Source organism: Enterobacter sp. H2G27 (assembly GCF_054403075.1).
In genome coordinates, this window is sequence record NZ_JBSVSI010000001.1 from 3,057,676 (window position 1) to 3,083,890 (window position 26,215).

The 26,215-nt window shown below is 59.8% G+C and carries 21 protein-coding genes; 9 read left to right on the forward strand and 12 right to left on the reverse strand.

Going from position 1 to position 26,215, the window contains the following annotated elements; all coding sequences use genetic code 11:
- The first annotated feature begins 114 nt into the window (after positions 1-114).
- The 4 genes from purM (at position 115) to ppx (ending at position 5,600) form a co-directional block, all read left to right on the forward strand.
- Positions 115-1,152 carry a phosphoribosylformylglycinamidine cyclo-ligase gene (gene purM, locus ACW9E7_RS14420; RefSeq protein ID WP_008501643.1) on the forward strand — a complete coding sequence of 346 codons (1,038 nt, stop codon included), beginning with the start codon at positions 115-117 and terminating at the stop codon, positions 1,150-1,152.
- A complete protein-coding gene (purN, locus tag ACW9E7_RS14425) occupies positions 1,149-1,790 on the forward strand; it encodes a phosphoribosylglycinamide formyltransferase (protein WP_271368344.1) in 642 nt (213 codons plus the stop codon). The genes purM and purN overlap by 4 nt, the downstream gene beginning before the upstream one ends.
- A 207-nt stretch (positions 1,791-1,997) precedes the next feature.
- Positions 1,998-4,058, forward strand: a complete 2,061-nt coding sequence (gene ppk1, locus ACW9E7_RS14430; protein ID WP_111965176.1) for a polyphosphate kinase 1 — start codon at positions 1,998-2,000, stop codon at positions 4,056-4,058.
- Between the two features lie 3 nt (positions 4,059-4,061).
- A complete protein-coding gene (gene ppx / locus ACW9E7_RS14435) occupies positions 4,062-5,600 on the forward strand; it encodes an exopolyphosphatase (protein WP_023308773.1) in 1,539 nt (512 codons plus the stop codon).
- A 4-nt stretch (positions 5,601-5,604) separates the two neighbouring features.
- Here ppx and ACW9E7_RS14440 read toward each other — a convergent pair whose 3' ends face one another.
- The gene (locus ACW9E7_RS14440) at positions 5,605-7,845 is read right to left on the reverse strand and encodes an EAL domain-containing protein (RefSeq protein WP_458727976.1); all 2,241 of its coding nucleotides are present in this window, start codon (positions 7,843-7,845) and stop codon (positions 5,605-5,607) included.
- Between the two features lie 371 nt (positions 7,846-8,216).
- On the opposite strand from ACW9E7_RS14440, the gene ACW9E7_RS14445 reads away from it, so the two are divergent.
- Positions 8,217-8,387 (forward strand): YfgG family protein, encoded by a 171-nt coding sequence (locus ACW9E7_RS14445; protein WP_008501648.1) that lies wholly within the window; start codon positions 8,217-8,219, stop codon positions 8,385-8,387.
- On the opposite strand, the gene ACW9E7_RS14450 is transcribed toward ACW9E7_RS14445, so the two are convergent.
- Complete coding sequence (locus tag ACW9E7_RS14450; RefSeq protein WP_458727977.1) at positions 8,384-9,274, reverse strand: LysR family transcriptional regulator; 891 nt, start codon at positions 9,272-9,274, stop codon at positions 8,384-8,386. The genes ACW9E7_RS14445 and ACW9E7_RS14450 overlap by 4 nt on opposite strands.
- Before the next feature lie 97 nt (positions 9,275-9,371).
- Between ACW9E7_RS14450 and ACW9E7_RS14455 the strand changes: the two genes are divergently transcribed.
- From ACW9E7_RS14455 to ACW9E7_RS14465, 3 genes are read left to right on the forward strand one after another with little or no spacing between them, the layout of a single operon-like run.
- Positions 9,372-10,601: an MFS transporter gene (locus tag ACW9E7_RS14455; protein ID WP_458727978.1), complete on the forward strand. Its 1,230-nt coding sequence runs from the start codon at positions 9,372-9,374 to the stop codon at positions 10,599-10,601.
- Between the two features lie 51 nt (positions 10,602-10,652).
- Positions 10,653-11,120 carry a DUF6130 family protein gene (locus ACW9E7_RS14460; RefSeq protein ID WP_458727979.1) on the forward strand — a complete coding sequence of 156 codons (468 nt, stop codon included), beginning with the start codon at positions 10,653-10,655 and terminating at the stop codon, positions 11,118-11,120.
- 11 nt (positions 11,121-11,131) lie between these two features.
- Positions 11,132-11,875, forward strand: coding sequence for an alpha/beta fold hydrolase (locus ACW9E7_RS14465; RefSeq protein WP_458727980.1), 744 nt, complete (start codon positions 11,132-11,134; stop codon positions 11,873-11,875).
- Between the two features lie 54 nt (positions 11,876-11,929).
- Here ACW9E7_RS14465 and iolB read toward each other — a convergent pair whose 3' ends face one another.
- From iolB to ACW9E7_RS14515, 10 genes are all read right to left on the reverse strand, one after another.
- The gene (gene iolB, locus ACW9E7_RS14470) at positions 11,930-12,754 is read right to left on the reverse strand and encodes a 5-deoxy-glucuronate isomerase (RefSeq protein WP_143345391.1); all 825 of its coding nucleotides are present in this window, start codon (positions 12,752-12,754) and stop codon (positions 11,930-11,932) included.
- A gap of 9 nt (positions 12,755-12,763) precedes the next feature.
- Entirely contained in the window at positions 12,764-13,654 is an 891-nt protein-coding gene (iolE, locus tag ACW9E7_RS14475; protein WP_133294903.1) for a myo-inosose-2 dehydratase, read from the reverse strand.
- A gap of 11 nt (positions 13,655-13,665) precedes the next feature.
- Positions 13,666-15,570, reverse strand: a complete 1,905-nt coding sequence (locus ACW9E7_RS14480; protein WP_133294904.1) for a bifunctional 5-dehydro-2-deoxygluconokinase/5-dehydro-2-deoxyphosphogluconate aldolase — start codon at positions 15,568-15,570, stop codon at positions 13,666-13,668.
- Positions 15,571-15,582: 12 nt separating this feature from the next.
- Entirely contained in the window at positions 15,583-16,716 is a 1,134-nt protein-coding gene (locus ACW9E7_RS14485) for a Gfo/Idh/MocA family protein (RefSeq protein ID WP_458727981.1), read from the reverse strand.
- Positions 16,717-16,724: 8 nt separating this feature from the next.
- Positions 16,725-17,753, reverse strand: coding sequence for an ABC transporter permease (locus ACW9E7_RS14490; protein ID WP_008502116.1), 1,029 nt, complete (start codon positions 17,751-17,753; stop codon positions 16,725-16,727).
- A gap of 11 nt (positions 17,754-17,764) precedes the next feature.
- On the reverse strand, positions 17,765-19,312 hold the full coding sequence (locus ACW9E7_RS14495; RefSeq protein WP_021241823.1) for a sugar ABC transporter ATP-binding protein: 1,548 nt from the start codon (positions 19,310-19,312) through the stop codon (positions 17,765-17,767).
- A 54-nt stretch (positions 19,313-19,366) separates the two neighbouring features.
- Positions 19,367-20,296, reverse strand: a complete 930-nt coding sequence (locus ACW9E7_RS14500) for a sugar ABC transporter substrate-binding protein (RefSeq protein WP_008502118.1) — start codon at positions 20,294-20,296, stop codon at positions 19,367-19,369.
- Between the two features lie 31 nt (positions 20,297-20,327).
- Positions 20,328-21,314: an inositol 2-dehydrogenase gene (gene iolG / locus ACW9E7_RS14505; protein ID WP_127731936.1), complete on the reverse strand. Its 987-nt coding sequence runs from the start codon at positions 21,312-21,314 to the stop codon at positions 20,328-20,330.
- Positions 21,315-21,614: 300 nt separating this feature from the next.
- Positions 21,615-23,540 (reverse strand): 3D-(3,5/4)-trihydroxycyclohexane-1,2-dione acylhydrolase (decyclizing), encoded by a 1,926-nt coding sequence (gene iolD, locus ACW9E7_RS14510; RefSeq protein WP_458727982.1) that lies wholly within the window; start codon positions 23,538-23,540, stop codon positions 21,615-21,617.
- An 11-nt stretch (positions 23,541-23,551) separates the two neighbouring features.
- Positions 23,552-25,057, reverse strand: coding sequence for a CoA-acylating methylmalonate-semialdehyde dehydrogenase (locus tag ACW9E7_RS14515; RefSeq protein ID WP_325813827.1), 1,506 nt, complete (start codon positions 25,055-25,057; stop codon positions 23,552-23,554).
- Positions 25,058-25,349: 292 nt separating this feature from the next.
- Between ACW9E7_RS14515 and ACW9E7_RS14520 the strand changes: the two genes are divergently transcribed.
- Positions 25,350-26,180, forward strand: a complete 831-nt coding sequence (locus ACW9E7_RS14520; protein ID WP_325813828.1) for a MurR/RpiR family transcriptional regulator — start codon at positions 25,350-25,352, stop codon at positions 26,178-26,180.
- Positions 26,181-26,215 lie beyond the last annotated feature (35 nt).

Below are 26,215 nucleotides of genomic sequence, written 5' to 3' on the forward strand. Positions count from 1 at the left end.
GTGCACAGAAAAAAAGATCTCCACGTCCAGAATAGGCTCGCAAACGTTTGCCTGGACTGTTAGAATTGCGCCGATTTTTCTTACTAGCTATGCAATCGCGTGGGGATTTAAGCCGTGACCAACAAAACTTCTCTCAGCTACAAAGATGCCGGTGTTGATATTGACGCAGGTAATGCGCTGGTTGACCGAATCAAAGGTGTGGTGAAAAAAACCCGCCGCCCGGAAGTGATGGGTGGTCTGGGTGGATTCGGCGCACTGTGCGCGCTGCCGCAAAAATATCGTGAACCTGTTCTGGTCTCGGGTACTGACGGTGTAGGCACCAAGCTGCGCCTGGCGATGGATTTAAAACGTCACGACACGATCGGTATCGATCTGGTCGCGATGTGCGTGAATGACCTGGTGGTTCAGGGCGCAGAGCCGCTGTTCTTCCTCGATTACTACGCGACTGGCAAACTGGACGTGGATACCGCGGCAAGCGTGATCAACGGTATCGCCGAAGGCTGTCTGCAGTCTGGCTGCGCGCTGGTCGGTGGCGAAACCGCAGAAATGCCGGGCATGTATCACGGCGAAGATTATGACGTCGCGGGCTTCTGCGTCGGCGTAGTAGAAAAATCAGAAATTATCGACGGCAGCAAAGTGGCCGATGGCGATGTGCTGATCGCGCTGGCCTCCAGCGGCCCGCACTCTAACGGCTACTCCCTGGTGCGTAAAATCCTCGAAGTGAGCGGCTGTGATCCGCTGACCACCGAGCTTGACGGTAAACCACTGGCTGACCATCTGCTTGCGCCAACACGTATCTACGTGAAGAACGTGCTCGAGCTTATCGAGAACGTCGACGTTCACGCCATTGCCCACCTGACCGGCGGCGGCTTCTGGGAAAATATTCCGCGCGTTCTGCCGGACAACACCCAGGCGGTGATCGACGAATCCTCATGGCAGTGGCCAGCCGTGTTTAACTGGCTGCAGACCGCGGGCAACGTGAGCTCTCACGAAATGTACCGCACCTTTAACTGCGGCGTGGGCATGGTTATCGCCCTGCCAGCGAGCGAAGCGGATAAAGCAGTGAAGCTGCTGACGGAGAAAGGTGAAAACGCGTGGAAAATCGGTACGATTAAAGCCTCCGATTCCGAACAGCGTGTGGTCATTGAATGAAAAACATCGTGGTGCTCATTTCCGGCAACGGAAGCAATTTGCAGGCCATCATAGACGCCTGCAAGCAGAAGAAAATCAACGGCACCATTCGGGCAGTATTCAGCAACAAGGCCGACGCGTTCGGCCTTGAGCGCGCGCGGGAAGCCAACATTCCCGCGCACGCGCTGGAAGCCAGCCAGTTCGCCGGACGTGAAGCCTTTGACCGCGAGCTGGTGCATGAGATTGATGCCTACGCGCCGGACGTAGTCGTGCTGGCAGGCTATATGCGTATTCTGAGCCCGGCCTTCGTCGAACACTTCGCCGGACGTCTGCTGAATATCCACCCTTCTCTTCTGCCGAAATATCCCGGCCTGCATACCCATCGTCAGGTTCTGGAAAATGGCGATGAGGAGCACGGCACCTCCGTGCATTTCGTTACCGACGAGCTGGACGGCGGTCCGGTTATCCTGCAGGCGAAAGTCCCGGTCTTTGACGGCGATAGCGAAGAAGACGTGACCGAACGCGTGCAGACCCAGGAACACGCCATTTACCCGCTGGTGGTAAGCTGGTTTGTCGACGGACGTCTCGAGATGCGCGACGGCGCTGCCTGGCTGGACGGCGTTAAGTTACCTCTGCAAGGTCATGCGGCGGAAGAGTAGTTTATTATGTCGGGTGGCGCTTCTGCGCTTACCCGACCTGCCTGATGCATTACCCGAATATCCCCTCCCCAACCCTTTAAATTCCCCAACAAAAAAAATAACTGTCATACTTTTCTGGCACTGTTGGACATATCGTGGAAATGCTCGCCATAATAAGGACGAGACGGATTTACCACGTCCTGTGATTGAACTGGAGTGTGAGCTGTAATGGGTCAGGAAAAGTTATATATCGAGAAAGAGCTAAGCTGGTTAGCATTCAACGAACGTGTACTCCAGGAAGCGGCAGACAAAAGTAACCCGCTGATCGAGCGCATGCGTTTTTTGGGTATTTATTCGAACAACCTGGATGAGTTCTACAAGGTTCGCTTTGCCGAGCTGAAAAGACGCATCATCATCAGCGAAGAACAGGGCTTAAACTCGCACTCGCGGCATCTGCTGGGCAAAATCCAGTCCCGCGTGCTGAAAGCCGATCAGGAATTTGACGGCCTGTATAACGAACTGCTGCTGGAGATGGCGCGCAATCAAATCTTCCTGATTAACGAACGCCAGCTTTCCGTTAACCAACAAAACTGGCTGCGCCACTACTTCAAACACTATCTGCGCCAGCACATTACCCCGATTCTGATCAACCGCGAAACCGATCTGGTGCAGTTTTTGAAAGATGACTACACCTACCTTGCGGTGGAAATTATTCGCGGTGAATCTATCCGTTACGCGCTGCTGGAGATCCCATCCGACAAGGTGCCGCGCTTTGTGAACCTGCCGCCGGAAACCCCGCGCAGACGCAAACCAATGATCCTGCTGGATAACATCCTGCGCTACTGTCTGGACGACATCTTCAAAGGCTTCTTCGATTACGATGCGTTAAACGCCTACTCGATGAAAATGACTCGTGACGCCGAATATGACCTGGTGCACGAGATGGAAGCCAGCCTGATGGAGCTGATGTCATCCAGCCTGAAACAGCGCCTGACGGCTGAACCGGTGCGCTTCGTCTATCAGCGCGATATGCCGGACGCCATGGTGGAGATGCTGCGTGAGAAACTGACCATTTCGCGCTATGACTCCATCGTTCCGGGTGGTCGTTACCACAACTTTAAAGATTTTATTGGCTTCCCGAACGTCGGCAAAGCCAACCTGGTGAACAAGCCGCTGCCGCGCCTGCGCCATCTCTGGTTCGATAAATTCCGCAACGGATTCGACGCCATCCGCGAACGCGATGTCCTGCTCTACTATCCGTACCACACCTTCGAGCACGTGCTGGAACTGCTGCGTCAGGCCTCGTTCGACCCGAGCGTGCTGGCGATCAAAATCAACATCTACCGCGTGGCAAAAGATTCCCGCATCATCGATGCGATGATCCACGCGGCGCACAACGCCAAAAAAGTCACCGTGGTGGTTGAGCTGCAGGCGCGCTTCGACGAAGAGGCGAACATTCACTGGGCGCGTCGTCTGACGGAAGCCGGTGTGCACGTCATTTTCTCCGCGCCAGGGCTGAAAATTCACGCCAAGCTGTTCCTCATCTCTCGTAAAGAGGGCGATGAGGTGGTGCGTTATGCCCACATCGGTACCGGGAACTTTAACGAGAAAACCGCGCGAATTTATACCGACTACTCGCTCTTAACTGCCGATGCCCGCATCACTAATGAAGTGCGCCGGGTCTTTAACTTTATCGAAAACCCGTACCGTCCGGTGAGCTTCGACTATCTGCTGGTCTCGCCGCAGAACTCGCGCCGTCTGCTGTACGATATGATCGATAAAGAGATCGCCAATGCCCAGAAAGGGCTGTCGTCCGGCATCACGCTGAAGCTTAACAACCTGGTCGATAAAGGGCTGGTGGACAGGCTGTATGCGGCGTCCAGCTCCGGCGTACCGGTTAATCTTCTGATCCGCGGCATGTGCTCGCTGATCCCGGAACTGGAAGGCATCAGCGACAATATTCGCGTGATCAGCATTGTTGACCGCTACCTGGAGCACGATCGGGTCTATATTTTCGATAATGCGGGTGATAAGCAGGTCTATCTCTCTTCGGCAGACTGGATGACGCGCAATATTGACTACCGAATTGAAGTCGCGGCACCGCTGCTGGATCCGCGCCTGAAGCAGCAGATCCTCGACATCATCGAGATTCTGTTCAGCGATACCGTGAAAGCACGCTATATCGACAAAGAACTCAGTAACCGCTATGTACCGCGCGGCAACCGCCGTAAAGTGCGGTCGCAACTGGCGATTTACGACTATATCAAATCACTCGAGCAACCCGATTAACCTATGCCGATAAATGATAAGACCCCACGCCCGCAGGAATTCGCCGCGGTCGATCTTGGCTCTAACAGTTTCCACATGGTCATCGCCCGTGAGGTGGATGGCGCGTTGCAGATCATCGGTCGTCTGAAGCAGCGCGTACACCTGGCGGATGGTCTTGATGAACGCAGCATGCTCAGCGAAGAGGCGATGGAGCGCGGGTTAAACTGCCTGTCGCTGTTTGCTGAGCGCCTGCAGGGCTTCTCGCCCTCCAGCGTGTGCATCGTGGGTACCCACACCCTGCGCCAGGCCCTGAACGCACCTGAGTTTCTCAAGCGGGCCGAAAAGGTGATCCCCTACCCGATTGAGATCATCTCCGGCAACGAGGAAGCGCGTCTGATCTTCATGGGCGTTGAGCACACCCAGCCGGAAAAAGGCCGCAAGCTGGTTATCGATATCGGCGGTGGCTCAACGGAGCTGGTGATCGGCGAAGACTTTGAGCCGCGCCTGGTGGAAAGCCGCCGTATGGGCTGCGTCAGCTTCGCGCAGATGTATTTCCCGGGCGGCACCATCACCCGCGAGAACTTCCAGCGCGCGCGTATGGCGGCTGTCCAGAAGCTGGAAAACCTGGCCTGGCAGTACCGTATTCAGGGCTGGAACGTGGCGCTGGGCGCGTCGGGCACCATCAAGGCGGCGCATGAAGTGCTGCTGGCGATGGGTGAAAAAGACGGGTTTATCACGCCCGAACGCCTGACGTTGCTGACCGAAGAAGTGCTGAAGCATAAAAGTTTTGACGCCTTAAGCCTGCCGGGTCTTTCCGACGAGCGTAAAGCGGTATTCGTGCCGGGGCTTGCTATTCTCTGCGGCGTGTTTGATGCCCTCGCCATAAAAGAGCTGCGTCTGTCGGACGGCGCGCTGCGTGAAGGCGTGCTGTATGAGATGGAAGGCCGCTTCCGCCATCAGGATATTCGCAGCCGCACCGCGCAAAGCCTGGCCAACCAGTACAACATCGACCGTGAACAGGCGAAGCGCGTGCTGGACACCACGGTACAGATGTACGAACAGTGGCAGGAGCAGAATCCGAAGCTCGCGCACCCGCAGCTTGCCGCGCTGTTGAAATGGGCCGCGATGCTGCACGAGGTGGGGCTGAACATCAACCACAGCGGGATGCACCGCCATTCGGCCTATATTCTGCAAAACAGCGATCTGCCTGGCTTCAACCAGGAGCAGCAAACCATGATGGCGACCCTGGTGCGTTATCACCGCAAAGCCATCAAGCTCGACGACCTGCCGCGCTTTACGCTGTTCAAGAAAAAACAGTTCCTGCCGCTTATACAGCTGCTGCGTCTGGGCGTACTGCTCAATAACCAGCGCCAGGCCACCACCACGCCGCCCACGCTGAAGCTTAAAACCGACGACCATCACTGGACGCTGAGCTTCCCGCACGACTGGTTCAGCCAGAACGCGCTGGTCCTGCTGGACCTGGAAAAAGAGCAGCAGTACTGGGAAGCCGTCACCGGCTGGCTGCTTAAAATTGAAGAAGAGAGCGCCGACGTCGCCGCGTAACGGCTCAGGCGTCCGCGGTGGACGCCTCTGCTTCCAGCAGTGACTCAAGCGGTGCCGGTCTGCCAATCAGATAACCCTGCACATAATCGATGCCTAGCGCGTGAACCGCGCTACGTATCTCTTCGCTTTCAACATACTCCGCCACCACCAGCATTTTCTTCATGCGCGCAAGATGGCAGATAGACGCCACAATCTGATAATCCAGGCTGTTGTTGACGATATTACGAATAAAGCTGCCGTCAATCTTGAGAATATCCGCGTCCACGCTTTTCAGCCGCGCATAGCTCGCATAGCCGGTGCCAAAATCATCAATCGCAATACGTACCCCCATTTTCTGCAGCTGCCGGAGGATGTGTTGCGCCTGCTCCGCATTGCAAAAGGTGCTGCACTCCGTCACTTCAAAGATTAGCTGCCACGGCTCAATGGCGTATTTCGCCAGCAGGCGGCTCACCTCAAGCGGAAACTGCACCCGACACACGGTCGACGGGGCCAGATTAATGGCAAAGCGCTGGCCGGGCAGTCTTTCGCGATGCGCGGCGAGAAAGCGCAGGGTGTGCTCCAGCACCCACAAATCTACCCGGGAAGAGAGACCAAACTCCTGCGCGACGGGCAGGAACTGGTCGGGGGAGATCAATAGCCCGTTTATATCCGACATCCGGAGCAGGACTTCGTGATAGCAATCGCCACGCATGCCGCGAACGGGTTGAACCAGCAGGGTGAATTCGTCGTTATCAAGCGCCTTTTGCAGGCGGCTCATCATCGCGACCTTATCCTTCAGGTTGCGCTGCAAATGGACGGCACCCCGCTGCTGAAGATTTTCCGGATGGTTGGAGGAGAGCGAAAGGTCGGCAACCACGCCCAGCTCGCCCAGCACCAGGTAAAGATGGTTAACCGGGGACCGGACATAGCAATAGCTCACGCCCACCTGCGGCTGCAGCGGCATGCCGTCCCAGACAAAGCGGAACTGCTTGATATGCTCGTCCAGGGCTTCAATCCGCTGCTGGTGCGATTCCGCGTTGAGCCGTACCGCCAGGTCATACCCGGTCAGGTGATACACCAGCTCATTGGGCTGGAGAATGCCATTCACCCACTGCGCCAGCTGCTGCTTGTACTGAATCCGCAGCAACACGCCGTAATTTCGGCCCAGAATTTCCAGCTCCGGAATGCGCAGCAGACAGAGCGCCGACCACGGGTTTTTCGCCAGATCGCGCGACAGCGCCCGCAGGTTAGGCATATGGACGACCGGATCGAGCAGCGCCAGCCTGCGCGAGCGTTTGTTCACCGCGCGCTGCCGGGTTGCCAGCATCGACATATAAATCACCACGAACGAGAAGACCAGGTAACTGGAAGAGGTGATCGCCAGCTGAATGTCATACCCCGGGTTCACCGGGATATAGCGGTAAAAATAGTGAATAGATACCAGCAGTATCGGCGTCCAGATTAGCGAAATCAGCTTATAGCCAAAACGCATCGCGCCCCAGAGCATCACCGGCATGAGCAGCGACAGGGTGTAGTTCGTGGTGAAAATGGAGCTGTTTTCATTCATCGGGAGCAGCAGCAGCGTAAGCAGCCCGCCTAGCGCAATCGCCCACATTAGAAACTCAATGACCGTCACCTTTTTATCTATCTGGGAACGGATCTGCGAGAAAAGGCTTTTGAGATAGCGCGGATGGCGAATCAGGCGGATCAGCAGATAGCTCAGCGGCACGCCCGTCAGCCCGCTGACCAGCAGCGTCTGATAGTTGATGAGCGAGCGAATATTAAGAGGGTTTAATCCCGCAAGGCTCTGCCGGCTCTCATACACGCCTAAATACACCGCAAACTGAAACAGCACCAGGAATAGCGTCGCGGGGCAGAAGACCTGCCAGAAGATGCGCTGCGCCATCAGCCGGATGTCGCCGTATGCGGTCATATTCCGTCTGGGCGCAAACACCCGGTAGCCGCCCCAGCTCAGCACTAAAGGGACGACAAAATGGAGCATACCAGCGACCGTTTCGAACATGCCGACCGAGGGGTAATAGCGGATAAACAGCGACAATACGATCCCGGGCAGCGCTTCCAGCCCAAAGAACATCATCAGCGAAAGCAAAAATGAGAGGGGTAAATAATAGAGTGCCGCAATACCGTCTCCCAGCTGCGTGAAGGTATTCGCGATGCTCAGCACGGGAAGTAAAACCACAGGCAAAATAAGCGGCAATGCCCACCAGCGGTTTTCATTTTTTTTCAGGAAAGCGAGAATGTTCATAGATGCCCGGTTAAACCCCTTTCGCTCCAGAGGGAAAATAAAGACAGGCATCCAACCTGACGTACGCGCCGCCCGGCGGCGTGCGGGGCGAACTGTGTGGAGGAAGGATTTTAAATATAAGGGCCGGGAATCCGTTGACTTAAATCAAACTACTTTACGCAAATTACTCTTTGTGGCGTTTTTTTTGAAATAATTTTCTTCATATTATCAATATGGTAAATGCATTAATTAAATTCAATAACATTAATTAATGTATACATTGACGGTTATTTACACACTGCAGAATTGACCCCTTCTTCCCGCTGTGCCTTAATATCCTTATCGCCCAAAAGGGCTTACCCAGGATAAACAGAGTGAGTCAGGTCACGCGTATGCGCAAACGACATCGATTTAACACCCGAATGACCCGCATCATACTGCTCATCAGCTTTCTGTTTTTCTTTGGCCGCTTCGTTTACTCCTCGATTGGCGCCTGGTACCACCATCAGGACAAAACCCAGTCGCAGCAATCCAGCCTCACCGTCGACACCGCTGACCGCTAAACCGCCGAAGGATGCTGCACGAGCCGAATAATGGCCGCTATCCCTTTGCTGAGGATTTTATCCTGTCGCATCACCACCGCCAGCTGCCGCTGCAGCATGGGCGTAAGCGACATCACGCATAGCCCTTCGCGATCGGCATCCTGTTCGACCGCCATTCGAGGCACGATGCTGTAGCCCAGCCCCGCGCGAACCATGCGTTTGATCGCCTCGATGCTGCCAAGCTGCATCACCGGTGCGATCGTTAATCCATTAGCCGCAAACCAGCCATCGATCAGCGTCCGGGTTCCGCTACCTGATTCAAAGGCAATCAGCGGCTGAGCGTGCAGCGCCTCCGGGGTAAAGTCTCTGAAAACATCCTTCAGCTCCGGCGAGGCGATAAAAACAAACTCTTCGTCCATCACCGGCATGACGTCCAACGCCTTGCCACTCACCGGCAGCGTGACCAGCCCCATATCGAGACGGTTCTCTTCGATGGCCCTGACGATATCGCGGGTGTTGCCCGTCGTCACCCCCACGTTCAGGAGCGGATAGTCGCGTCGTAGCTGCTCCAGCAGAGGCGGCAGAAAATGAATGCAGGCCGTTGCCCCCGTGCCAAGCGTAATAGTGCCGCTCACATCGTGGCTGAATGCGCTCACCGACCGAATGGCGTCATCCACCACCTGCTGAATACGCTCCCCATGCGCCAGCAATGCCTCTCCGGCTGCCGTCGCCTTTATCCCTCGCCCAGTACGCTCCACCAGCCGCGTTTGCAGAAACTGCTCCAGCTGGCGTATTTGCAGGCTGACGGCGGGCTGGGAGATACCCAGCACATCCGCTGCCGCTGAAAAGCTGCCGCGCTGGATCACCAGACGGAAGGTGGCGAGATAGCCCAGATTAAGCGTCGTCATTCAAAGTTTCTCTTATACCGCGCATAAGGTTGCTGCCCTGCCAGCACAATACCGCGCCCGTTATGCTCAGGACAACTGCATAGCGGAATGAAAAATAATGGAAACACCTGCCCTGCCACGCCGCCTCGCCCTCACAGCCGGATGTAATCAACTCATCAACTGGGGGATCTCGTTTTATATGCCGGGCACCTTTGCGCTGGCCATTTCAGCCGACCGGGGATGGTCTTCACCGCAGATTTACCTCGGCCTGACGCTGGCGATGCTGGTGATGGCGGCGGTATCCCCTTTTGTCGCCCGCCTGCTGGCACGCTTTGGCGGTCAGACGGTGGTGATGAGCGGAACGTTGCTGATCGCCGCAAGCTGCGCAGGGATGGCGTATACCCAGACGCTTTTTGGCTGGTACTGTGCCTGGCTGGTCGCCGGCACAGGCATGCGCCTGTCGCTTTACGATGCGCTGTTCGCCGCGCTGGTGAACCTCTACGGGCAGCAGGCGCGCAGAATAATCTCACGCGTCACGCTGGCGGGCGGACTGGCCTCCGCCGTCTTCTGGCCGCTGGGCGATGCTCTGCTTCAGGTTATGCGCTGGCAGGACGCGCTGCGCGTCTATGCTCTGTTCGGCCTGCTGAGCGCGGCGCTGATAAGAACGCTTCCCCGTCAGCGGCTAACGGTGACGACAAAGGTCACCGCGCCGCCTTTGAGCAGCGAGCGGCGTAACGGCTGGCTTTATGCCATCTTCATTGCCCTCATTACCTTTGTTTCGAACGGCACGTCCACCCATCTGCCGGAGTTTATTGCCCACTTCGGTCTGCCTGTCGCCATCGGCATGCTGTGGGGGATCGGCCAGACGGGTGCTCGCTCGCTGGAAGTGCTGGCGGGCGCCCGCTTAACCCCCTTCAAACTCACGCTTTTTACCGCGCTCGCCATGCCGCTCTGCTTTCTGGTTGGGCTAAGCAGTTCCCAGTTTGTCTGGTGCGCGGCCGGATTTGTGTTGGGTTACGGTGCCATCAACGGGCTGGTCACCATCGTGAAAGCCACGCTGCCGCTGGAACTGTTTAACACCGAAAGCTATGCCCGCCGTACGGGCATGCTGCTTATCCCGGGCCAACTTATGGCCGCAGCCTCACCGTTTGCCTATGCGTGGCTAAATAAAACGCTGGGGATCGCTGGCGCAATGGGGGTGTCGACGGGGCTGACGCTGGTGATTGCCGGGCTGGCGATAGCGATCGTGCGCTGTCCCGGGAAGCAAACTGTATCGCACTGTATCCAGAGCGCCACGCTGACAAACGGGTACAAAACGCCGCCTCCGGCAAATATCTCCGATACATAAAAATGGTTTTCTTTCCCTGTCGCCATTCAGAACCGATGAGGAGAGAGACCGATGACCCGTCGTTATGCACTTATCACCCTGCTTATCCTGGCATCTGTAGCCCATGCCCAGGCCACGCCGCTGGACAACCTGAGCGCCGGGGACGTTAACGGCCCCGCCGCCGTTGCCCCGCTGGCGCAGCCGCAACCACCCGCAAAGCTGATCGTCGATCCCCCGCTTGCCGGGCCGCTGAGCAAAGGCGCGGTATTTATCCAGTACCGTGCCGAAAACCTGCGCATCGAGCCGGTATTCGGACCTGAAGCGCTCAAGGTCACCCCGCGCATCGGACACATTCACGTGGTGGTGGATGACGCGCCCTGGCACTGGGCTGACGCCAGCGGAGAGCCGGTGATTCTGGTGGGACTCCCCGCCGGTAAACACAAGGTGACGATTATTCTGGCCGACCCGACACACAAGCCGCTCGACCACAAAACCATTGAATTCACCGTACCGCCCCACGCGGCGGTCCACCATTTTTAAGGAGTCTCAAGATGAAAGCACTGACTGTACTAACGGCAGGCCTGCTGGCGCTTTCCGCCAGCGCCTTTGCACAGGGTAAAACCAGCGTCGTGCTGGTTCACGGCGCGTTTGCCGACGGCAGCAGCTGGAATAAGGTGATTGCCCTGTTGCAGAAGCAGCACGCCGAGGTCATTGCCGTCCAGCTCCCGCTCACGTCGCTCAACGATGACGTTGTCGCCACAAAGCGGGCCATCGCCCGTGCGCAGGGTGACGTGGTGCTGGTGGGCCACTCCTGGGGCGGCACCGTGATTAGCGAGGCGGGAAACGATGCGCGGGTAAAATCGCTGGTGTACGTGGCGGCGTTCGCCCCGGATTCCGGCCAGTCGACGGCGGACCTGGCAGGAAGCTACCCTGCACCGCCGGGTAGCGCGGGCATTGCCAAAACGGCGGACGGCTATTTATACCTGCCGACGGAAGCCGTCAGGAAGGATTTCGCGCCTGACGTGAAGCCAGCCATTCAAGATACGATTGCAGCCACGCAGGGGCCAATTAAGGCAGAGGCGTTTGGTGAAAAAGTCGTCCACGCGGCGTGGCATGACAAACCGAGCTGGTATGTGGTCAGCAAGAATGACCGAATGATCAACCCCGATCTTGAACGGGCGATGGCGAAGACGATCCACGCGAAAACCACCGAGGTGGCGGCAAGCCACGTATCGATGGTGAGCCAGCCGCAGATCGTTGCCCGGACGATTGAGCAGGCGATTGAAGCAAAATAATATTTTGTAAATTGTAGGCCGGGTAAGCGCAGCGCCACCCGGCAAATAATAGCCTCAGTGCCCGCTATCCCCGGGATAATCGCGATTAATCCACGCGTGGTCCTCCTCCCAGGTGAACATCCATTTGCGCACCGGCCCGGCCATCACGTTGAGGTAGTAGCTGTCATACCCGGCCATCGTCGCCACCGGGTGGTAGCCCTTCGGCACCATCACCACGTCACGGTTATAGACCGCCATACACTCATCCAGCGTTCTGTCGTCGGTGTAGACGCGCTGCATGCAGAACCCCTGCTCCGGGTTGAGGCGATGGTAGTAGGTCTCCTCCAGATAGGTTTCCTGCGGCGGGTTATCCGTGTCATGCTTGTGGCTCGGGTACGAGCTGGTGCAGCCCTCGTTAGTCCAGACCTCCACCACCAGCAGGCTATCGGCGGGCCTGTCTTCCGGCAAAATGTTGTGCACATAGCGCTGGTTGTGACCTTTGCCGCGCGCTTCACCGTCGATATCCTGCGGCGCAATCAGCCGCGTCGGATACGTGCCCTTGCCAGGCGCGGCGCAGACCGCCAGCTCAAGCTTCGTCAGCGCCTTCACCTGCACCGTCTCCTGCGGGGTGACGTACACCGCCCACGGCTTGATGCGCTCGAACAGGCTCATTCGCCCGCCAATGTCGGTAAACTGCGCGGAGGGCGTGCTGATGGAGGCGCGTCCGGCGACCAGCACCAGACAGCGCTCTTCGCTGACGGCGGGCAGCGTCAGCGTCTGCCCCTCCTGCAGCTCATACGCCTCAAAGCCGACGTACCCCCACCCTGCGCTTTCCGGCGTGACGGACTGGGTGCGTCCCTCCGCGTTCGGCTGTTGCCAGCGTGATAGCAAACGTGACATGTCGCCTCCTCAGATAAGCCCGGCGTCGCGCGCCAGGCGGCTCAGGTTGTTGTACCCCAGACGGGCGTAGGTAAGCGGATGGGCAATGGCCGGATCCTGCTCCGCCTCGACCACCAGCCAGCCGTGATAGTCCTGCGCCTTCAGCAGCTGCATAATCGGCGGATAATCCACGCAGCCGTCGCCCGGCACCGTAAACACGCCGCTCAGTACCGCATCAAGGAAGCTGGTTTTACGGTTTTTCACGTCCGCCAGCACGTCGGCACGCACGTCTTTGCAGTGAACGTGGTTGATACGCGACGCCCAGCGCTGCGCCACCGCCAGCGGATCGGCCCCGGCAAAGGTCAGATGGCCGGTATCGAGCAGTAGCCCCACCGCGTCGCCGGTGTGGGTCATCAGGTTGTCCACGTCGTCGGCGGACTCAATCACCGTGCCCATATGGTGATGGTAGGCAATCTGCACGCCCTGCTGCTGGGTGTAGCGGGCAAATTCGGTAAGCTTCTCGCCGTACTCCTTCCAGCGTGACTGCGGGAAGCGCGGGCGCAGATGCACCGGCGTCTGCTGCTCGCCGTGAATGCAGCCGCTCACTTCCGCAAAGACCAGCACCTTCGCCCCCAGCTCGCGCAGCAGCGTCAGGTGGGACTGCACGGCGGCGATCTCCTCCTCCACGCTGCGATCCAGCAGGCGGCCGGAGTACCATCCGGAGACCAGCTGCAGGTCATGGCGCTGAAGGATGGGGCCGAGCAGGCGCGCTTCGCGCGGGAACTTATTGCCCAGCTCGAAGCCGGCGAAACCGGCCTCTTTACCTTCGCTCAGGCAGGTCTCCAGCGACGTCTCTGCGCCAAGAGAAGGCAGATCGTCGTTCGTCCACGTCAGCGGGTTAATGCCCAGTTGTACACTCATTGTCGTCTCCATTATGCGTGTCCGCGCTCGCGCCACCAGGCGATAAGCTGCAGGTAGTTGTCCCTGATGCGCGCCACCAGCTGCGCATCGTCAATATCGTGTTTCAGCCACGCGCGGGAGGCATCGCCAAACAGCGTGCGCCCTACGGCGAAGCCTTTCACCAGCGTCTGACCCGCTGCGGCTTTAAAGTCAGCGCGCAGCTGTTCCGCCGGGGCGTCCAGGCCGAGGATCACTACCCCGCGGCAGTGCGGATCCCGGCGTTCGATAATCTCGCTCAGCGCCGTCCAGCCGTCGGCGGAGAGCGGCGGCAGCTTCCACCAGTCCGGGTAAATGCCGAGGTTGTAGAAGCGGGAGATAGCGCGCAGGTAGAGCTCGTCGCTGCGCGGCATGGTCGCGGGCAGGATCACCTCCAGCAGCAGCTCGTGCCCGGACCGGCAGCAGGCGTGGTACACCTCGGCAATTTTCTGCTCCTGCTCCAGGCGCAGGCCGTGGGCGTCTTCCGGATGGAAAAAGACCAGGCATTTCACCACGTGCTCCTGCGGCCAGCTGATGAGCTGGGTGCCGATGTTGCCATGCTCCATCTCCAGCGGACGCGAGCCCGGCAGCTCAATGGGGCGGCCAATCCACCACCCTTCGCCGGTAATGGCGTTCAGCGCGTCCTGACCAAAGGTGCCGTCGCACAGCAGACCGGCTTTGCCCTCCAGCCCGGCGCGGCTCGCCGCCTCGCGGCTGGCCTGCAGGATCAGCTGCTTCAGCGCCGGAATGCGCTTAAGCGACGCGCCGCACTGCATCGCCATATCCTCAAGCTGGCTGCGGTGGTCGAAGGCCATCACGCACAGCTCCGGCCACTCGCGGCGTCGGGTGGTCACCCGGTGGAGATGGTTAAGACGCGGGTCGAGATCCGGGCGCGGCACATCTGCAGCGCGCGACAGATAGTCATCCAGCTCGATTTTGCTCGGCATCGCCGGGGCGCAGCCGTGGCGCGAGACCACCAGCGCGCCGCAGGCGTTGGCGTAGCGGCACGCCTGCTCCCAGCCCTCGTCGTTCAGATAGCCGCGCAGCAGGCCGGACATAAACGCGTCCCCCGCGCCGAGGACGTTCAGCACCTCCACGCGCACGCCGGTCACCGTCAGGCCGTCGTCCAGCCGGGACGGAATGGCGTCGGTGTAGACCGAGCAGCCGAGCGCGCCGCGTTTGCAGACCAGCGCTGCTTCACTGACGGCGCGCACCTGCTCCAGCGCCTGCAGGGTATCCGTGCTGCCGCCCGCAATGTGAAACTCCTCTTCGGTGCCGACAATAACGTCGAAGAGGTGAAGCACCTCCTGCAACTCGCGGGTGACCTTATCGGCGGCGATAAAGCGCGTTTCCCCGTCGCCTAAGGCGGTCAGCCCCCACAGCACCGGACGGTAGTCGATGTCCAGCACCGTGCGCACGCCGTGACGGCGGGCATAGCCCAGCGCCGTCAGCACCGCCTCGCGGGTCTGCGGATGAGAAAGGTGGGTCCCGGTGATGGCAAGACAACGTGCGGAGGCAATGTAGCTTTCGTCCACATCGCTGGCGGTAATCGCCATGTCCGCGCAGTTATCGCGATAAAAAATCAGTGGAAAGGTGTCCCGGTCTTTAATGCCGAGTAGCACCAGCGCCGTTAGGCGTTGTTTATCGGTAATCAGATGGCTGGTATCGCAGCCCACCTGGTTGAGCTCTTCGCGCAGGAAGCGGCCCATATGTTCATCGCCGACGCGCGCCAGCATCGACGAGCGTAAACCCTGACGGGCGGTGCCGTACGCCACGTTGCCGGACGACCCGCCGAGATATTTGGCGAAGCTCGACACATCCTCCAGACGGGCACCAATCTGCTGGCTGTAGAGGTCTACCGCCACGCGGCCCATGCATATCACATCAAACTGCTTTTCCACGTTGATACCTCATCAGACAATGTCGTTCACGTTCAGCCAGCGGCCTTCCCGGTGCGAGAGCGCAATCGCGTCCAGCACGCGCGACACCTTCCAGCCCTCTTCGAAGTCCGGCCACATCGGCGCGTCGGCGGCAATCCCGTCCACCAGATCGCGCACCTCCACCGTTTTTTGATCGTTAAAGCCAATCCCGTGTCCTGCGCCCATGCAGAACGCGGCGTAGTCCGGGTGCGCCGGGCCGACGAGCAAGGTGCGGAACCCCTGACGGTTAACCGGATCGTCATGCAGATAGAGCTTCAGCTCCGCCATGCGCTCCTGGGTGAAGCTGATAGCGCCTTTCGTTCCGGTTATCACATATGACAACCCCATTTTGCGGCCGCAGGCGACACGGGAGGTTTCAATCACCCCCTGCGCCCCGCCCGCGAAGCGCACCATTGCGTGGGCCTGATCCTCGTTTTCGACGGCAATCATGTCCGACGCTCCAGCCTTCGCCGGGCGCTCCGGGACCACGATCTTCAGATCGCCGCAGACCTGCTCGATATCCCCCACCAGGTACTGGGCCATGTTGACGATGTGCGCCGCGAGGTCGCCCAGCGCCCCCAGCCCGGCGGTCTCTTTAAAGCAGTGCCAGTGAATAGGCGACAACGGGTCGGCCATATAGTCTTCGTTGTGGGTGCCGTAGAAGTGGATCACCTCGCCTATCTCGCCGCGGGCGATAATCTCCTTCGCCAGCTGCGCCGTCGGGTTCTTCATGTAGTTGAACCCCACCAGCGTTTTCACCCCGGCCTGCTTCGCGGCGTCAACCATCTCCCGCGCGTCGTGGGCGTTCAGCGCCAGCGGCTTCTCCGAGTAGACGTGCTTGCCGTGGCGGATCGCCTCCAGCGCCATCTCTTTATGCAGATGGTTGGGTGAGCAAATATCCACCACGTCAATAGCCGGGTCGGCCACCAGCGCCCGCCAGTCGCCGGTGGAGCGGTTGAAGCCAAACGCCTGCGCGCGCTCTGACGCCAGCTCCGGCGTGACTTCAGCCACCATCTCGCGCACCAGCCTGCCGCGCAGGTTGAACACCGTTGGGGCCTGGGCATAGGCGATAGCGTGCGCCTTGCCGATATACCCGGTGCCAATTAATCCAATACGAACCTCTTTCATCGTGATCCTCACAGTGCGCCGCGACGGCTCTTGGCGTAGGTATCAAACGCCACCGCCAGAACGATAATTAATCCGGTGATAATCTGCTGGTAGTAGGCCGAGACGTTCATCAGCACCAGGCCGTTAATCAGAATCCCCATGATGATGGAGCCGATAATGGTGCCGCCGATGCGCCCGTAGCCGCCCATCAGCGAGGTACCGCCGATCACCACCGAGGCGATGACGCGCAGCTCAAAGGAGATCCCGGCCACCGCCTCGGCGCTCCCCAGACGCGCGCTCAGGATGAAGCCCGCCAGTCCCGCCAGACAGCCGATCAGCACATAGACGCTGACCAGCACGCGCTTGACGTTCACCCCCGCCAGGCGCGCCGCCTCCGGGTTACCGCCGATGGCGTAGACGAAGCGGCCCCAGCGGGTTTTATGCAGCGCCAGATAGCCGCCGAGGGCGACGATGGCGAAGATCCAGATCGGAATGGAGATGCCGAGCAGCTCCCCGCGCCCCCACCAGCGGTAGCCCTGATCGAAACCGGCAATCGGCGCGCCGTCGTTGATCACCAGCGTCAGGCCGCGCCAGATGGTCATCCCGCCGAGGGTCACGATGAACGGCGGCAGGCGCAGGCGTGTTACGCCCAGACCGTGCAGGAATCCAATCGCCGTGCCCATCGCCAGACAAATCCCCAGACCAATCAGCCAGCTCATGCCGCCCCAGGCGTTCGGGTCGACGGTGGTGAAGTTGTCGCCCTTAATCACGTACGCCGCGGTCATGGCGCAGACCGCCAGAATGGAGCCGACGGAAAGGTCGATCCCGGCGGTCAGGATGACAAAGGTCATCCCCACGGCCATGATCCCGTAGATGGAGACTTCGGTCAGGATGTTGAAAATATTGCGTTCAGAGAAAAAATTACTGTTCTGCGACTGGAAGAAGATCAGCAGCAGGATCATGAAAATCAGCACCCCGAAGCGCTCGAAGAAGGCGATGGGATCGATGCGTCCGGCGCGTTTGACCGGGGCCTGCGTTTTAGAAATCATCTGCGTCATGAGAAACTCCGTTATGCCGCGTTCAGGGCGTTGTGGTTGATGGCCATCATCGTCATCAGCCGTTCTTCGTTAGCGTCGTCACCGTGGATCTCGCCGGTCACTCGCCCTTCGCTCAGGGTGATGATCCGGTCTGACACCGCCATCACTTCAGGCAGATCGGAGGAGATCACGATCACCGCCACGCCCTTTTTCGCCATGTCAAACAGCACCTGGTGCACTTCTGATTTGGTCCCCACGTCAATGCCGCGCGTCGGCTCATCTACGATCAGCACCCGCGGGTTGAGCGCCATGCAGCGCGCGAGGATCACCTTTTGCTGGTTACCGCCGGAGAGCTTGCGCACCTCCTGCGCGCTGTTGACCATTTTGATCTGCAGCGCCTTGCGATAGGACTCGATCAGATCGTCCTCTTTGCGGGTGTTCACGAACCAGCGCCACTGCAGCAGCGAGGAGAGGCAGGAGAGCGACAGGTTGTCGCGAATCGACAGCCCCAGCACCGCCCCCTCTTTTTTGCGGTCTTCCGGCACCAGCGCCACGCCCTGATCGAGCGCATAGAGCGGGTCGCGCGGCTGGTACGGTACGCCGTCCAGTTCAAAGCTGCCCGAGGTAAAGGCATCTGCGCCAAACAGGCAGCGGGCCACTTCGGTGCGCCCGGCGCCCACCAGTCCGGCAATGCCTAAGACCTCCCCGGCGTGGACGTGGAAGCTGATGTCGTGCAGGGCGATGCCGTGCGGATCCAGCGGCGGCTTTTCGCGGCTCAGCCCCTTCACCGCCAGGCGGACGGGTTTGTCCTCATGATGGGTTTCGCTGGCGGGACGGCGATTAAAGGCCACGTCGCGCCCGACCATCAGGCGGATCAGCTGTTCGACGTTGGTCTCCGCCACCGCGCCGGTGCCGGTGAAACGGCCGTCCTGGAAAACGGTGAAGCGATCGCAGAGCTGGAAAACTTCGTGCAGACGGTGGGTGACATAGATAATGCTCACGCCACGGTTTTTAAGCTCGCGCACCACGCGGTGCAGGCTTTCCACCTCGCTGTCGCTCAGCGCGGCGGAAGGTTCGTCCATAATGATTAGCCGGGCGTTGAGGGTCAGCGCCCGGGCGATCTCCACCATCTGCTGCTGGGCCACGCTCAGGCGGGCGACCGGGGTGGTCGGCGCAACGTTCAGCTGCAGATAGTCGAGAATGACCTGCGCCTCCTGATTGACCGCCTTTTCGTCGACGATCAGGTTACGTTTACGCGGCTCGCGCCCGAGAAACATGTTTTCCGCGACGGTCATGTTGGGCAGCAGGTTGAATTCCTGATAGATGGTGATAATGCCCTTGTTCTGCCGTTCCACCGGGGAGTCGTCCACCGGCAGCGTTTCGCCGTTGAACCAGATCTCCCCGCGGGTTTGCGGCTGCGCCCCCGCGAGCGCCTTCAGCAGCGTGGATTTACCCGCCCCGTTTTCCCCCAGCAGGGCGTGGATCTCGCCCGCGCCGACGGTCAGCTGGGCGCTGCTTAACGCCCAGACGCCGGAAAAGCTTTTTGCCAGGTCGGTCACTTTCAGTAAGGGTTGCGACATCGGTCTGCTCCTCCTTTAGAGTGAGCCGCCGCGCCAGCGGCGGCTGCGGATAAATCAGTTACCGGCCTCACCGATACGCTCAGCCTGCTGCAGGTTTTCTTTGGTGATCAGCGTCGGCGGGTAGTCGGCCCCGGTGATGGCTTTTTTCTCGCGCACGTTGGCCACCAGCTGGCTCATCGCCGTCTGCACCGCAAAGCCCGGACGCTGATCCGCCGTCACCGCCAGCCAGCCGTCGCGCACGCGGGCCAGCGCTTCCGGTACCGCATCAAAGCCGGTGACCAGAATTTCGCCCGGCTTCACGCCCTGGCTCTGCAGCGCTTCGATCGCCCCCAGCGCCATGTCGTCGTTGGCGGAGAGGATCACCTGAGGACGCTTCGGCAGCGAGGGCAGCACGCTTTCCACGATGCGCATCCCTTCAGAACGCATCCAGTTGCCGGTCTGATCGGCGACGATCTTGTACTTATCCCCGCCTGCCTTCAGGCTGTCGCGGATCCCTTTGGTGCGTTCGATGTTGGAGGAGGAGCCCGGCTGGCCGGTCAGCAGAATGATCTCCGCCCCGTCGGGGAATTTGGTTTTGACGAAGTCGCCAATCGCCTGGCCGCCTTTGTAGTTGTTGGCGCCAAAGTGCGGCACCTTCTTCTGGCTGTCGACGGAGCGGTCAAGGGTGACCACCGGCAGCTTCGCATCCTGAATTTCATCCACCGCGCTGGAGACCGCGTTCACGTCGTTCGGGGAGACGATAAAGCCCTGCGCGCCGCGGGTGATGGCGTTTTCCAGGTCAGCCACCTGCTTCGGTGAACTGCCCTGCCCGTCCAGTACCTGAAGCTTCACGCCCATCTCTTTTGCGGCTTTTACCGCCGTGCGCTGCATGTGAACTTCAAACGGCATGGCCAGGTTTGGCGTACTGAAAACGATTTGCTCGTTTTCGGCGAGGGCGGCCCCGGACGTCATGGCGATGAGGGCGGCTACGATCAGTTTTTTCATTATTATGTCTCTCTGTGTAGGGTTGTGGTGTTTAGAGGACGATCTCGCGCTGGCTGCGCAGTGACTCCAGCGCTTTATCCGCGAGGTACAGCGCACGTTCACCATCATCGCCGCTGCAGTCAGGCACCGCTTCGCCGCGCAGGACCGCGACAAAGTGTTCCCATTCCGCGGCGTAAGCGGATTTGTAGCGCTGCAGGAAGAAGTGTTCCGGCAGCGCGCTGGTGCAGCCCTGTTTGCCGTAGTGCTGCACCTGGTTTTCCAGAATGTTGCCCGCGCACAGCAGCCCTTCAGAGCCGTGCAGCTCCAGGCGCTGGTCGTAGCCGTAAGATGAGCGGCGGCTGTTGACGATGGTCGCCATCGCGCCGGAAGCGTATTTCAGGACGATAAACGCAGTATCGATGTCCCCCGCCTCGCCAATCGCCGGATCCACCAGGTTACTGCCCTGGGCATACACCGACACCGGCTCTTCGCCCATGATGAAGCGGGCCATGTCAAAGTCGTGAATGGTCATATCGCGGAACATGCCGCCGGAAACGCGCACGTACTCCGCAGGCGGCGGAGACGGGTCGCGGGAGATGATGAGCAACGATTCCGGTTTGCCGATGCACCCGGCCTGCGCGTCGGTTTTCACGCGGCGGAACTGCGGATCAAAGCGGCGGTTAAAGCCGATAAACAGCGGCACGTCATACTCTTTTACCACCTTCAGGCAGTCGCGCACGCGGGCGAGGTCGAGGTGTACCGGCTTTTCACAGAAGATGGCCTTGCCGTGGCGGGCGGCCATTTCAATCAGGTCCGCGTGGGTATCGGTGGCGGAGGCGATCAGCACGGCGTGAACGTTAGGGTCGGTCATCGCTTCATCCAGGCTCTGCTGGCGGGCCTGATACTGCGTGGCGAGGCGGGTGGCAAATTCCTGATTCGGGTCAACCACGGACCAGAGCGTGGTCGCGCCGTGGCTGGCGATGTTAGCTGCATGTACCTGGCCAATTCGGCCAGCGCCCAGTAAAGCAATGTTAAACATAACGGCTCCCGGTGTTGGTGAATGCTGTGAACTAACGACCCTATAAATAAAACATTTATTTCATTTTTATAAATAGTGAAAATTATGTTTTTGAGTGCAGGTTAACACTTTTGAGATGAATGAGATAAATTTTGTTATCAATCTCACAACATGGAAGAAGGTGCTGCTAGCCCCTCACCCCGGCCCTCTCCCCAAAGGGGCGAGGGGGAAAAGAGCGCACCGACCCTAACCCTCTCCACATTGGGGAGAGGGTTAGGGTGAGTGGAAAATGAAATGAAAATTTCGTTACTTCGGGAAAACTCAATACTGACGGGCTTTTTTCACCTGCGCCTGCGTTTGCTCCGCGGCTTCACGCACGGCAGACGATTCTGCCACCTGCGCATCACCGGTTCGCCACCAGGAGGCGTAGTCGTGGGTCATGGTCTTCGGTAGCACCTTGATGTCCAGCAGCGTTGGGCCGGGATGCGCCCGCGATGCCTCGAGCGCCGCCAGCAGGCTTTGCTCATCGTTCACCCGCCACGCGCGGCAGCCGTAGCTCTCCGCATTTTGCGCAAAATCGACCTTCACCAGCGGACCGTCAAGGCGTCCGGTTTCCGGGTTGCGGTGGCGGTTTTCCGTGCCAAAGCTGCCCATGCCGTGCCCCATCTGCAGGTTGTTAATGCAGCCGAAGCCGGCGTTATCAAACAGCAGAACGGTGACCTTAATGCCCTCCTGCACCGCGGTTTGCAGCTCGGAGTGCAGCATCATGTAGGAGCCATCCCCCACCATGGCGTATACCGGCTGCTCGGGTCGGGCAAGCTTCGCGCCGATGGCTGCCGCAATCTCGTAACCCATGCAGGAGTAGCCGTACTCCAGGTGATAGCTGTCCGGCGTTTTGACCTGCCAGAGGCGCTGTAAATCGCCCGGCAGCGAACCGGCCGCGCCCACCACGATGGCGTTATCTTCAACATGCTGGTTGATCAGCCCCAGCACCCGCGTCTGGGTCAGGCGGGTATTGAGCGCCTCGCCGTACTCCGCCAACTGCGCGTCCAGGTGCCCCGCCACTTCGGGCGCGTCGTCAGGACGCCACTGGCGATCCCACAGGCGGCGGCACTCGTCGCGCCAGGCGGATTTCGCCTCAGCGATCGCCTCTCCCCAGCCGCTGCGGTAATCACCGAGCGCGTGGGTCAATGCCTCGAGCCCGGTTTGAGCGTCGGCAATCAGCGCCGTAGCGTCCAGCTTCAGAGCGTCAAACTCGGCCACGTTCAGCAGCAGAAATTCGACGTCCGGATGGGAAAAGAGCGCCTTGGAGCCGGTGATAAAGTCGGTCAGGCGCGTGCCGATGCCAATCACCAGGTCAGCCTGCGGCGCGAGCTGGTTGGCCGCCATTCCGCCCGTCACCCCTACGCCACCGAGGTTAAGCGGGTGGTCACTTACCAGCGCCCCCTTTCCGGCCTGAGTTTCGGCAAACGGCAGCTGCAGCGTCTCGACAAAATCGCGAAACGCCTCATGCGCGCCGGAATAACGCACCCCGCCGCCGCACACCACCAGAGGGCGACGCTTGCGGGCGATCAGCGCCCGCGCCTGCGCCAGACGCTGCGGATCGGGTGGACGACGCTCGATGTGGTGCACGCGACGCGCAAAGAAGCTTAGCGGGTAATCCCACGCTTCCCCCTGCACGTCCTGCGGCAGGCAAATCGTAACCGCACCGGTATCTGCCGGGTCAGTAAGCGTTCGCATCGCGCTAAGCATTGCGCTCATCAGCTGCTCGGGACGGTTGATGCGGTCCCAGTAGCGGGAGACCGGGCGGAAGCAGTCGTTGGTGCTGATGCTGAGATCGTGATACAGCTCGATCTGCTGCAGTACCGGGTCCGGCTGGCGGCTGGCGTAGATATCGCCCGGGAGCAGCAGCAGCGGGATGCGGTTCGCCGTGGCGGTTGCCGCCGCCGTGACCATATTGGCGGCACCCGGCCCGACGGAGGAGGTGACGGCAAAAATGCGCTGACGGCGGTGCTGTTTGGCGAATCCCGTCGCCATATGGGCGATGCCCTGCTCGTTGCAGCCCTGCATCACCTGCAGATGGCCGGGATCCTGCTCCAGCGCCTGGCCAATGCCCAGCACGTTGCCGTGCCCAAAGATCGTGGCGACGCCCTCCACGAAGGGAGTTTCGTTGCCGTCCACGCTGACGTACTGTTGATTAAGGAACCGGACCAGCGCCTGGGCCATGGTCATACGTTCGGTTTGCATAAAACCTCCTGTCAGCCCAGCGTTGGCATAGAGAACGCAGCGCCTGTCTCCTGCTGCATTTCCGGCCAGCGCGCGGTGATGGTTTTCATTCGGGTGTAGAAGCGCACGCCGTCGCTGCCGTGAACGTTGAGCGCGCCGAAGATGGAACGCTTCCAGCCGCCGAAACTGTGGAATGCCATCGGCACCGGAATCGGCACGTTGACCCCCACCATGCCCGCCTGCACCTCTTCGCAGAAGCGGCGCGCGCAGCCGCCGTCGCGGGTGAAGATCGCCGAACCATTACCATATTCATGGCGGTTAATCAGATCCACCGCGCTGGCGTAATCTGCTACGCGCACCACAGAAAGCACCGGGCCAAAAATCTCTTCTTTATAGATGGTCATCTCAGGAGTGACGTTATCGAACAGCGTCGGCCCGACAAAATAGCCCTGCTCGTGGCCCTTCACGCTGAAGCCGCGGCCGTCCGCGCGAAGCGTCGCCCCCTGCGCTTCCCCGCTGTCGATGTAGCCCAGCACCTTGCTGCGGTGCGCGGAGGAGATGAGCGGTCCCATTTCGTTTTCCGGCGACTGGTCCAGGCCCGGCCCGACGCGCAGCGCGGCAATCTGTTTTTCCAGCCGGGTGCAGAGCTCATCGGCAGTTTTATCCCCCACCGCCAGCACCACCGAGAGTGCCATGCAGCGTTCGCCCGCCGCGCCGTAGGCCGCGCCCATGATGGCGTTGGTCGCCATCTCCATGTCGGCATCCGGCATTAAAATGCAGTGGTTTTTCGCGCCGCCCAGCGCCTGGCAGCGCTTACCGTGGGCGGACGCGGTCTGGTAAATGTATTCCGCAATTGGCGTGGAGCCGACAAAGCTCACCGCCTGCACGCGCGGGTCGGTCAGGAGTACGTCAACGGACTCTTTATCGCCCTGCACCACGTTGAACACGCCGTCCGGCAGGCCGGCCTCTTTAAGCAGCTGCGCCAGCGCCAGCGCCAGGGAAGGATCTTTTTCCGACGGCTTCAGCACGAAGGTGTTGCCGGTCGCCAGCGCAATCGGGAACATCCACATCGGCACCATCGCCGGGAAGTTAAACGGGGTGATCCCGGCGCAGACGCCGAGCGGCTGCATCAGCGAGTGGCTGTCGACGCCGGTACCGACGTTCGCAGAATGTTCACCCTTTTGCAGATGCGGAATACCGCAGGCAAACTCCACCACTTCCAGGCCGCGGGTCAGTTCGCCCACCGCGTCGGAGAAGACCTTACCGTGCTCTTCGCTGATGAGGCGGGCCAGGCGATCCATGTTCTCTTCAAGCAGCGCTTTGAAGCGGAACATCACGCGCGCGCGCTTAAGCGGAGCATGACGCGCCCACGCCGGAAACGCCTGCTGCGCGGCGGCAATGGCCTGCTCCGTTTCCTGTGCCGTACTCATCACCACCTGGCGGATCTGCTCGCCGGTGGCCGGGTTGAAGATCGCCTGAACGCGCTGGCCTGAACCGGTGACACATTCGCCGTGAATAAAATTCGCTACCGTCTCCATCCTTAACCTCTCGCTGTTGATACGTGACTGTTACCTGAACACTCGGTACTGAACACTATATATGAAACAAATATTCCATTTTAAGTTGAAATAAAATAAATGATGATTATTGTGATCAAGGATGGATTTTTATGTTAACAGGCAACAACACTGACGCAGCGTGCGCTATTAAGGGATTTCGGGCGAGGAAATGACTGAAGTTTCTGTTTCATTTTTGCTGCCAGATGGATGGCCGACATTTAAAAGACGCGGTTTTGCGTTTAGAATCATAAGACTGTATTTGGGGGATAAGATGACGACAGCAACCAGCCTGAACGAACTGCAGCAGCAAATCCGCGATCGCTACGATAGCCTGAGCAAGAGGCTGCAGCAGGTCTCCCGCTACGTGCTGGACAACACCAACAGCGTGGCCTTTGATACGGTTGCCGTCATTGCAGAACGCGCCGACGTGCCGCCCTCGACGCTGATCCGCTTTGCCAACGCCTTTGACTTCACCGGCTTCAACGAAATGAAACAGCTGTTTCGCATGAACCTGGTGGAGGAGACCGCCAGCTACAGCGACCGCGCCCGGCTGTTCCGCGAGATGGAGAGCGAGGCCGTGCCGGAAACGCCGCTCGATATCCTGCAGGAGTTTGCCCGCTCGAACGCGCAGGCGCTGCAGCAGCTGGCCGCCCGCGCCGAGCCGGAGATGCTGGAGCGCGCAGTACAGCTGCTGGCCGAGGCCGACACCATCTACATCGCCGGGCTGCGCCGCTCCTTTAGCGTCGCGGCCTACCTCACCTACGCTCTAAGCCATCTGGAGTGCCGCCCTATCCTGCTCGACGGTATGGGCGGCATGCTGCGCGAGCAGATCAGCCGCATTAAGGCGCGCGACATCGTGGTGTCGATCAGCTTCTCGCCGTACGCGGAAGAGACGGTGATGGTCAGCGAAACCGCCGCCAGCGTCGGCGCACGGCAGATCGTGATTACGGACAGCCAGATTAGCCCGCTGGCGACGTTCAGCGATCTCTGCTTTGTGGTGAAGGAGGCTCAGGTGGATGCGTTTCGCTCGCAGTCGGCGACGCTGTGCCTGGTGCAGTCGCTGGTGGTGGCGCTGGCGTATCGGCTGGGAGAGGGGAAGTAAGGCAATAAAAAAACCCCCTGCACAGGCAGAGGGTT